The sequence below is a fragment of the Pseudacidovorax intermedius genome, from assembly GCF_001476815.1.
Lineage (GTDB): Bacteria > Pseudomonadota > Gammaproteobacteria > Burkholderiales > Burkholderiaceae_C > Xenophilus > Xenophilus intermedius_A.
Genome location: NZ_LDSL01000249.1, coordinates 1 through 9,488 on the forward strand (window position 1 = coordinate 1; position 9,488 = coordinate 9,488).

The window sequence follows — 9,488 nt, forward strand, 5'->3', positions numbered from 1 at the left end:
TCACCGGCCAGGCCGCCGCCAGGGCCATCGCCAGCGTGGCTTTGCGGTGCAGCGGTTTCATGCGTGTTCCTGTGGCGAATGCGAGTCGAGCCCGGCGAACACCGAGTCGCCCTGCTGGAAGGCGATGGCTTCGTCGAGCGTGGCGTGGTCGAGCCAGCCGTTGTCCACCAGGATGGTGCCCAGCGGGCGGCGGCTCTCGGACTGCAGGCGCAGCGCGTTGGCGAGCTGCTCGGAGTCGATGGCGCGCCAGGACAGCAGCACCTCGCCCAGGCGCTGGCGGGTCTGCACCAGCTGCTCGTCGGAGGGGAAGTCGTGCATGGTCTTGTCCCAGACCAGGCGGGTGCCGAAGAGCTTGTTCGACAGGAACAGCTTCCAGGCGCGCGCCGCCGCCGCGGCATTGATGAAGTTGCCGACGATCATGCGCGGCACCGACAGCAGGCCGTGCTCCCAGCCGTACATGTGGGTCACGAAGTAGGCCCGCTGGACCATGCGCCAGATCAGCAGCAGGCCGTTGATGGCCATCACCGTCACCACCCAGCTGCCGGGGTGCAGCATGGGCGGGTAGTGCACCGTCCACCAGCCGAATTCGTAGGCCGCGAAGAAGACCAGGAAGTTCAGCACCAGCAGGTAGCCCAGCATGGCGACGAAGGAGGTCACCAGGCCCTTGCGGTCGCGGTAGAGCAGGTACTTGGTGGCCAGGGAGCCGCGCCAGCCCACCTGCTCCCAGCCCTGGAAGCCGATGCCCAGCGTCCAGCGGGCCTTCTGCCGGTAGGCGGTGCGGAAGGTGTCGGGAAAGAACTCGCGCACGCCCAGCGGCAGGCGCAGCGTGTTCACCCGGTCCTTGCCGAGACCGAACCACGAGCTGCGGCGGGTGACGTAGTCGACCTCGAAGCGGCCGAAGATCTGCTTCATGCCCAGCTGGCCCAGGCGGTTGCCGATGTCGTAGTCCTCGGTCAGGCTGTCGACGTTGAAGGGCTGGTTCTGCGTGTTCTCGCACAGCACGTGCAGGGCCCGCAGCGAGAAGCAGGTGCCCACACCGGCCGAGGGCACGACCTTGGCGATGCTCTCGCGCACCACCAGGTCCTTGCTGTGCCATTCGGCGAACTCGTCCATGTAGGTGCCGGCCACCAGCTCGTACCACTGCCGCTCGAGCGAGGTCACCGGCAGCTGGATGAAGTCCATGCGCGGCAGCAGGTAGTTGTAGTACTTGAGCTCCAGCGGGTGGACCACGTCCTCGCTGTCGTGCAGCACGATGCCGGCAAAGGCCCGCTCGTGAAGGCGCTCGTGCTTGAACACGGCCTGCACCACCCAGTTCAGGCAGTCGGCCTTGCAGGTGGGGCCGTCGTGCGGCACCTCGACGCGGATCAGGTGGCGGTAGCGCCGGCGCATGCGCTCCACCTCCTCGATGGTGCGCACGTCGTTGGGATAGGTGCCGACGAAGATGTGGTAGTCCTGGTACTCCAGCGTGGAGACCATGTTGGCGAGCATGGGCGCGATCACGTCGTACTCGTGCCAGGCCGGGATCATGATCGCCATGGGCTGTTCGGGCCGCTCGCGCAGCTGCGCGGCGGTGAGCGGCGCATAGCGCCGGCGCACGGTGAGCGCGCGCCAGGCCTCGCGCACCCAGTAGTAGATGTCGATGAACAGGTCGTCCAGCCCCGACACCAGGACCAGCACGGCCACCAGCGCCGTGAGCCATTCCAGCACACGGTAGTAGTCGGCCAGCAGGAAGGGCGAGTAGAGCGGATCCATCAAGGAGCGGGCCAGAAAGAGGTCGGGGGTCGTCGTGCGGCCGGTGCCGCGCGCCCGGCGGCGCTGGCCTGCGCGGGCGCAGGCAGGCATCGCGGGGCGCGCAATCGGTCGATCACGACTTGTCGTGCTTCTTCCGCTTGTTCAGGCGGTGCGCCACGATGAACAGCAGCAGCAGCGCCAGCAGCGCGAAGGCGAGCACCGGCACGCCCCAGGTCAGGTGGCGGCGCCATTCGGCGAACACGCCGTCGTCCGCCGAGGGTGCGTCGCTGTGGGCGGCGATGCTGCTGTCGGACCAGGCCACCGGGCCTTCGGCGGACAGCACGGCCAGGTCGCCGCGGTTGAGCACGAAGGGCTTGTCGATGACCGGCTGGTTGCCCAGGGCCTGGTAGACCACGCCGGGCTGGCCCTTGCCGCTGACCACTTCCACCGCGCTGGCCTGCTGCAGCCCGCCGACGTCGAGCCAGGGCGCCTGCTTGCCGGCGATGCGCAGGTGGCCGTCCTTGACGTCCACCTTCACCTTGGCGCCGTCCACCGGCACCTGCAGCGCCAGGAAGGGGCGGGCGGGGCTGAAGCCCTGGCCCTGCGCCTGCACGACGAGTTCGGCACGCACCGGGCTCACGCCGGCGGCGGTGGCGATGCGGATCACGCGCGGCAGCGTGGCGGTGGCGTCGGCCAGCCAGGCTTCGGGCACGGCCAGCTGCGGCTTGTTGGCCAGCAGGGGCAGCAGGCCGACGAAGGTGCCGTCGGGCGCCGGCTCGCCGGTGCGGATGGACGTGGTGCGCAGCACCTGCACCGGGTAGGCCTGGGGCGCCTCGTTGCAGCCGTTGTAGTAGGGCTGGCGCTGCACGGCCACGCGCAGCACGTTGTTCAGGCCGATGGCGTAGCTGGGCACGCGGGCGTCGATGCGCTCGGGGTGGCCGTCGGCGCGCAGGCGGGTGGCGCCGAGCAGCGTGTCGTTCCAGTAGACCGTGGCGACCGGCCGCGACTGGCCGGCGCTGGGTGCGACGGCCAGGTCCACCGACAGGTCGTGCGGCAGGCGGCCGTCCGCGGCCACGGCGGCCAGCGGCATGCTCACCGTCCAGTCGCCCTTGGACAGCACGTCGAAGTTGGGGTTGGTGCCGCCCCATTGCGTGGGGTGCATCACGGTGCGGCTGTCGGCCTCGGCCGGGTCGGCCTTGTCGATGACGGCATTGCGGCCGATGAGCACGTTGCGCCAGGCATCGGCGAAGGCGCCCGCGGCTTGCGCGCCCGCGTCTTCGGCCATCACGATCACGGGCCGCGCGCCCAGCGTGGCCAGGCGCACCATGTGCGAGGGCATGCCGTCGGCGGCCAGCGCGGTTTGCCGGCCGCGCCAGTCGGCGAAGGCGCGCGCCGCGTCGGCATCGCCGCCGAGCTGCGCGCCCAGGGCGTCGAGCGCCGCATTGATCTGCTGGCGCAGGGCGCCGTCCATGATGGCGAGGTCGCCGGTGGCACTGCCGGCGCCCAGCATCACCAGCGCGCCGATCTCGGCGGCGTCGCGGATCTGGTAGCGCGCCTGTCCGGCCGCGAGGCCGGAGAAGGCGGGCAGACCGGCCAGGGCGGACGGGATCTGCCAGCCCTGGGTGTCGACGGTGTCGCCCACGGCCGGGAAGCTGCGCACGTTGGTCACGCGGCCGGCCTGGTCCATGGCCACGCCCATGCGCCAGGCGCTGTCGTAGGCGCCCTTGGAGAGCTTCTTGCCCGAGACGATCAGCGTCGGGCGGGCCGGCAGCGCGATCCAGGCGTCGGCCAGGCTGGCCAGCGCACCGCTGGTGAAGCGGTAGGTGAAGCGTGTGTCGGGCTCGACGGCCAGCACGTTGTTGGACGGCCGCTCGTAGGCGCAGATCTGCTCGGTGCTCTTGTTGACCCAGTTCACGCCCAGGCGCAGGAAGCCGTCGGTGATGGTGCGCACGTCCACCTTCAGCGCCTGGCTGGCATCGCCCTCGTTGCCGTCCACGCGCATGGTGTAGCCCGGCCGGCCGTTGATGGACAGCAGCATCGAGCTGCGGGCCTCCTCGGCCTTGTAGTAGCGGCCGCGGAAGTCGATGCCGGCCTCGGCGATCGGCACGTTGCGCGGCACCGGCAGGTAGAACTCCTGCTTCACGTCGAAGCCGGTCATCAGCACCGTGCGCGTGATGCCCAGGTCGGCCAGGCTGAAGCTGCGGGTGACCCAGGTCTCGCCCTGCAGGCGCTGGATGGCGTCGCCCACGGGGCCGGCCATGGCGGCAGGCGCGAGAAGGCCGATTCCCAGGATCAGCGACAGGGTGCGGGGGAGGTGGTGGTGCGGGCTCATGCGAAGTCGAATCGTTGTTCGGAGGCAGGAAGGGATGCCGGGGCGGCGAACTCCGGCACGGGCCGGTTGCACAGGGCGTCGACGATGCGGCGGCAGGCCTGGCCGTCGCCGTACGGGTTGGGTCGGCGGCGCACCTCGGCATAGGCGGCCGGGTCGTCCAGCAGCCGCCGGGCGGCCTGCAGGATGCGGTCGGGCGAGGTGCCCACCAGCTGCGCGGTGCCGGCGGCCACGGCCTCGGGCCGCTCGGTCACCTCGCGCATCACCAGCACCGGCTTGCCGAGGTAGGGCGCCTCTTCCTGCACCCCGCCGGAGTCGGTGAGGATCAGGTGCGCGCGGCGCATCAGCCAGACGAAGTCGAGGTAGTCCACCGGATCGATCAGGTGGATGTTGGGCTGGCCGTGCAGCATCTGCTGCACCACGCCGCGCACGTTGGGGTTCAGGTGCACGGGATAGACCACCTGCACGTCGTCGCGTGCGGCGAGTTCGAGCAGCGCGCTGCAGATCTGGCGGAAGCCGTCGCCGAAGTTCTCGCGCCGGTGGCCGGTGACGAGCACCAGGCGCCGGCGCGCGTCCAGCCACTGGTAGCGCGCGGCCAGTGCGCCCGACAGTGCCGGGCTGTCGTGCAGCCGCTGCACGGTGGCGGCCAGCGCATCGATGACGGTGTTGCCGGTGACCCAAATGCGGCCCGCGAGGTTCTCGCGCTGCAGGGCCTGGCGGGCGGCGGCCGTGGGCGCGAAGAGCCAGGTGCTCATCACGTCCACCACGCGGCGGTTCATCTCTTCGGGGAAGGGCGCCTGCATGTCGCCGCTGCGCAGGCCGGCTTCCACGTGGCCCACGGGAATGCGCAGGTGGAAGGCGGCGAGCGCGCAGGCGGCGGCGGTGGTGGTGTCGCCATGCACCAGCACGCAGTCGGGCTTCACGGTGCGCAGCAGCGCGTCCATGCGGGTGGTGAGGCGGGCGCTCAGCTGGTTGAGCGTCTGGTCGGGCTGCATCACGTCCAGGTCGTGGTCGGCCGACAGGCCGAACAGCGACATGGCCTGCTGCAGCATCTCGCGATGCTGGCCGGTGATGCACACCGTGCTGCGCAACTGCGGCTCGGCGGCGATGGCGGACACCAGCGGGGCCATCTTGATGGCCTCGGGGCGGGTGCCGAAAACTGAAAGGACGTGCATGGACCGATCCCACGCGGCAGCCGGCCCTGCGACCGGCGGCGGCGTGATCTGGAACCGCGGAGGGCGGTTCCTTTGTTGTTGTTAACCTGAGCTAACAATTTAAGTAGAAAGCAGACGGCGCCGCGTAGGACGTGTCCAAAAAAGTGAAAAATCGTGAACTAATGTTGTCTTTTTCGGAGCTTGCGTTGCAATTACCAGCGCTGGCTGACTCGTTCTGACAACAGTCGTGCAGCCGACCGCCGGCATCGGGCGGCGATGCGCGAGCACCACAGCTGCACCCGTTGGCGTGCGATACAGGCCCGTCTCCGGGCCCTGGACGAAAAAAAGCCGCCCCGCCGAAAAGACGGCGGGGCGGCCCGGTCCGCTGAGCCGGGGTGCGGCGTCAGCAGGGGGTCAGGTCAGCGATCAGGCCACGACCAGCACTTCTTCGCGGCGGGCGCTGCGGCGGCCCAGGAAGCCGCTGGCGCCGGAGACCAGGCCGCCCAGCAGCAGCACGACCACGCCCGCCCAGGCGGCGCGGCTCACGCCCTTGGCCGCGGCGTCACCGGCCTCGCGGGCCTTCTGCTCGGCCTGCACCTTGAGTTGCTCGTAACGGGCGACGGCCTGGTTGTAGGTCTGCTCGTAATTGGCGGCGATCTGCTCGGCCTCGGGGCGGGTCTTGCCCGTGCGGGCCATGATGATGTTCACCAGGGCATCGCGGTCGGCCGCGTCCAGTGCGGGCTGGGCACGCTGACGCAGGCGGTCGAAGAAGGCGGCGAGGTCGTTGCCGGCGTTCTGCGGCGTGGTGGCGGCCTCGGTGCCGGTAGCCTTGCCGTCCTGCGCGGCAGCGCCGGCCTGGGACTTGAGGGTGTCCGGGTTCAGCTCGGGCTTGCCCGACTGGCGCAGCAGCGTCTCCAGCTGGCGCTGCAGGTCGCCGAAGTCCAGGCTCACGCCGTTCTTCTGCAGCTCGTCCTTGACGCCGGAGGCGATGCTCGGTGCCACGGCGGCCACACCCTGGCCCGCCAGGGCGACGCCGCTGCCCGCGACGCGGGTGGCCGTGCCGACCGCGCCGCCCACCAGGGACGACAGGGCGTAGACGGTGACCAGCGTGGTCACGGCCCAGCACAGCACGCCGTGCAGCGTGCCCTTGCCGGGCGCCGTGCGGCCAGCGAAGAAGGCGCCGACCGCCAGGGCGATCAGCGTGGACAGGCCGACCCAGATGCCGGCACCGGTACCGAAGCCGGCCAGCGGGTTGCCGGCTTCCATGGGATCGATCGCGCTGGCGCCGATGGCAGTGCCCAGCACGGTCAGAAAAAGGTAGGTCACCAGGGCCAGGAACAGCCCGGTGAAGACGGCACCCCAGGAGATGCGCGAAAAGTGGAAGCGGGCAGCCTCGGGGGCTGCGCCAGCATAGGCAGGCGTTGTGATCATCTTGTTGTTTCCCTTGAGGTGGACGTCGGACCGGAAACGATCAGCGCTTGCTCTTCAACGCGGCAAAGGCGAATGCCGCTGCGCCGACCACCGCCAGCGCGCCGATGGGGTTCTTGGACACGCGGCTGCGGACCTGGCCCAGCAGCTCGCCGTAGCCGGACTGGGCCTTGCCGCCGAGCTGGCGGGCCTTGCCTTCGAACTGGGTGCGCTTGTCGCCGGTGGCGCGGCCGAGTGCGTCCTGGACGCGGCCGGCGAGGTTCTGGACGGTGCCTTCGATCTTGTTGAGCATGGAATGGGTGCCTTTCTATTTATAGGTCGTTCGGAGAGGGAAAGCCGCGGCCCGAAGGCCGCGCTCGGGATCGTCGTCGGGGCTCAGTGACGCAGCTTGTCGGCGGCGTCCTTGGCCGCTTCCTTGGCGTCGCCGTAGCTTTCCTGGGTCTTGCCGGCGACCTTGTCGGCCATGCCTTCGGCCTGCAGCTTCTCGTTGCCCGTGACCTTGCCGAACGTTTCCTTGATGGCGCCCTTGGCCTGCTTCAGGTTGCCCTGCACGGAATCCTTGTTCATTGCGATACCTCCTGAGGTTGAACCGCCCGGGCCGGACGGCCGGGGCATCCGCCTTTGCTTGGCTGGCGAATGACGGCATCGTGGTGGGACGCCGCTTCCGTACGGGGCGGGGCACGCCGCATGCCGCTGTAGTGCGCCGGCAAGCCGGCCTGTAGGCGGGGAAGTGCCGGCCGTGGCGGCGCCCGGCCTACCGCCGTCGGCGGCGTCCGCACCCGCGCGCCAGCCGCCAGGCACCGCCGGTCGGCCGTGCATGCACCGCCCGTCGGCCAGCCCGCACCGCCAATCGCCAGGACTGTGTCTCAGTGTTGGGTCGCCATTCAACAATGACACAATGGTTAATAAATCTTTCTGACTGGTTCACCTGTAGGGACGGAAGGCATGGCGTTGCGCAATCGGACACCGCGGGCCCGCGGCTTCACGCTGATCGAAGTGATGATCGTGGTGGCCATCATCGGCATCCTCACCGCCATCGCGCTGCCCAGCTACCGGGACTACGTGCTGCGCGGGCAGCTGGTGGATGCCACCAACGGGCTGGCGGTGATGCAGGCCAACATGGAGCGGTATTTCCAGGACAACCGGACATACGGCAGTCCCACCGGGAGCGGTACCAATCCGCTGTGCGCTGAAAAGACGCTCGGCAAATTCGTGCTGTCGTGCGACGGCGCGCCGACCGGCACCACCTACACCCTCCAGGCCGTGTCGAGTTCGCTCGGCTTCACCTTCAAGATCGACCAGGCCAGCACGCGCTCCACCACCCAGGCACCGACGGGCTGGGGCACCTGCACCAGCGCCTGGATCCTCAAGCGGGGCCAGACGTGCAGCTGAGGCGCGCTTCCGCCGGCTTCACGCTGGTGGAACTGATGATCACGGTCGCGCTGCTGGCCATCCTGCTGATGGTCGGCGTGCCTTCCATGGCCGATTGGGTGCGCAACAGCCGCATCCGCACCATCGCCAACACGCTGCAGGACACGCTGCGCACCGCCCAGGCCGAGGCCGTGGCGCGCAGCCGCCAGACGGTGTTCGTCTTCACCGACAGCCCGCCCGCCACCGCGCCCGCCTCGGTCGCCGCCAAGGCCGGTGGCAAGTACTGGGCGGTGTACGCGATGCCCGCCATGACCGACAGCTCCGAGTCCATGCAACTGCTGACCGGCGGCAACGTTTCGGACCTGGGTGCCGGCGTCACCATCACCGGCGCCGCGGCACTGTGCTTCAGCAGCAACGGCCGCCTCACGGCCGGTGCGGCAACAGGCCTGTCGGCGTCCTGCGCCGTGCCCTCGGGCACGCCGCCGCTGCAGAGCTTCACCGTCACCCAGACCGGGGCCGACCGGCCGCTGCGCGTCACCGTGGGCCTGAGCGGGCAGGTGCGCATGTGCGACCCGGCCCGCAACATCGCCAACAGCCCCGACGGCTGCACGAGCTGAGCCATGCGCGTCCTTCCTTCCGCTTCGCGTGCCCACACGCACCGGCCGGCAGGCCGCAGTCCGCGCCAGGCCGGTGTGGCGCTGATCGAGGTGCTGGTGTCCATCCTGCTCTTCTCCTTCGCCATCCTCGGCCTGGTGGGTCTGCAGGCGCAGGCCATCTCGCTGTCGCTGGAGGCCGACTACCGCAGCCGCGCCAGCCTGCTGGCGGACGAAATCGCCGCGCAGATGTGGCTGAAGAAGTCGGTGACCGTGGACAACACCGTGCTCACCACCTGGAAGAGCAAGGTCGCGTCGTCCACCCAACTGCCCAGCGGCTCCGGCGACGTGATCCCGGTGACCGGCGTGCCCAACCAGGCGGACATCCTCATCCAGTGGACGGCGCCCTCGCGCAGGTCCACCACCTCCGGCACCGGCACGCCCAGCAACTTCGTGACCCGGGTCACGCTGCCGTCGACGTGATGCCGATGACCTTCGCCCCGTCCATCCCGGCCCGCCTGCGGGCCCGCGCCGGCCGCAGCGCCGGCCTGTCGCTGCTCGAACTGCTGGTGGCCATGGCCCTGGGCCTGGTCGTCGTGCTGGCCGTGATGAGCGTGCTGGTGGTCGGTGAGGCCAACAAGCGCACCACCACCGGCACCAACGACATGAACCAGAGCGGCGGTTTCTCGGCCACCGCGCTGGACCGCGCGCTGCGCTCCGCCGGCGCCGGCTTCTCGCAGGGCTTCGACTGGGGCACCCTGGGCTGCCAGGTCTATGCCGCGCGCGACGGCACCAACGTGCTGCCGCCGGCCAGCGCCTTCCCGGCCCCCTTCGCCGCGCTCGGCACCACCATCCGGGTGGCGCCGGTGCTGATCGGGCAGG

At 70.0% G+C, this 9,488-nt stretch carries 10 protein-coding genes; 4 read left to right on the forward strand and 6 right to left on the reverse strand.

Translation table 11 applies throughout. The features are described from left to right. Positions 1-57: 57 nt before the first annotated feature. From NS331_RS24940 to NS331_RS24965, 6 genes are all read right to left on the reverse strand, one after another. Positions 58-1,752, reverse strand: coding sequence for a glycosyl transferase family protein (locus NS331_RS24940; protein WP_082702773.1), 1,695 nt, complete (start codon positions 1,750-1,752; stop codon positions 58-60). A 112-nt stretch (positions 1,753-1,864) separates the two neighbouring features. Beyond that, a complete protein-coding gene (locus NS331_RS24945) occupies positions 1,865-4,063 on the reverse strand; it encodes a cellulose biosynthesis cyclic di-GMP-binding regulatory protein BcsB (protein ID WP_058644588.1) in 2,199 nt (732 codons plus the stop codon). Next, the gene (gene wecB, locus NS331_RS24950; RefSeq protein WP_058644589.1) at positions 4,060-5,235 is read right to left on the reverse strand and encodes a non-hydrolyzing UDP-N-acetylglucosamine 2-epimerase; all 1,176 of its coding nucleotides are present in this window, start codon (positions 5,233-5,235) and stop codon (positions 4,060-4,062) included. Before wecB ends, NS331_RS24945 begins: the two co-directional genes overlap by 4 nt. Positions 5,236-5,640: 405 nt before the next feature. Continuing rightward, on the reverse strand, positions 5,641-6,645 hold the full coding sequence (locus NS331_RS24955) for a hypothetical protein (protein ID WP_058644590.1): 1,005 nt from the start codon (positions 6,643-6,645) through the stop codon (positions 5,641-5,643). Between the two features lie 40 nt (positions 6,646-6,685). Further along, positions 6,686-6,934: a CsbD family protein gene (locus NS331_RS24960; protein ID WP_058644591.1), complete on the reverse strand. Its 249-nt coding sequence runs from the start codon at positions 6,932-6,934 to the stop codon at positions 6,686-6,688. Positions 6,935-7,017: 83 nt separating this feature from the next. Further along, positions 7,018-7,209: a CsbD family protein gene (locus tag NS331_RS24965; protein ID WP_058644592.1), complete on the reverse strand. Its 192-nt coding sequence runs from the start codon at positions 7,207-7,209 to the stop codon at positions 7,018-7,020. Positions 7,210-7,587: 378 nt separating this feature from the next. On the opposite strand from NS331_RS24965, the gene NS331_RS27405 reads away from it, so the two are divergent. From NS331_RS27405 to NS331_RS24985, 4 genes are all read left to right on the forward strand, one after another. Further along, positions 7,588-8,034 carry a type IV pilin protein gene (locus NS331_RS27405; protein ID WP_058644593.1) on the forward strand — a complete coding sequence of 149 codons (447 nt, stop codon included), beginning with the start codon at positions 7,588-7,590 and terminating at the stop codon, positions 8,032-8,034. Then, a complete protein-coding gene (locus tag NS331_RS24975) occupies positions 8,025-8,630 on the forward strand; it encodes a pilus assembly FimT family protein (protein WP_058644594.1) in 606 nt (201 codons plus the stop codon). Before NS331_RS27405 ends, NS331_RS24975 begins: the two co-directional genes overlap by 10 nt. Before the next feature lie 3 nt (positions 8,631-8,633). Next, complete coding sequence (locus NS331_RS24980; RefSeq protein ID WP_153013062.1) at positions 8,634-9,089, forward strand: prepilin-type N-terminal cleavage/methylation domain-containing protein; 456 nt, start codon at positions 8,634-8,636, stop codon at positions 9,087-9,089. A 5-nt stretch (positions 9,090-9,094) separates the two neighbouring features. Further along, on the forward strand, positions 9,095-9,488 hold a 394-nt coding region (locus tag NS331_RS24985), incomplete at its 3' end, for a PilW family protein (protein ID WP_369405827.1).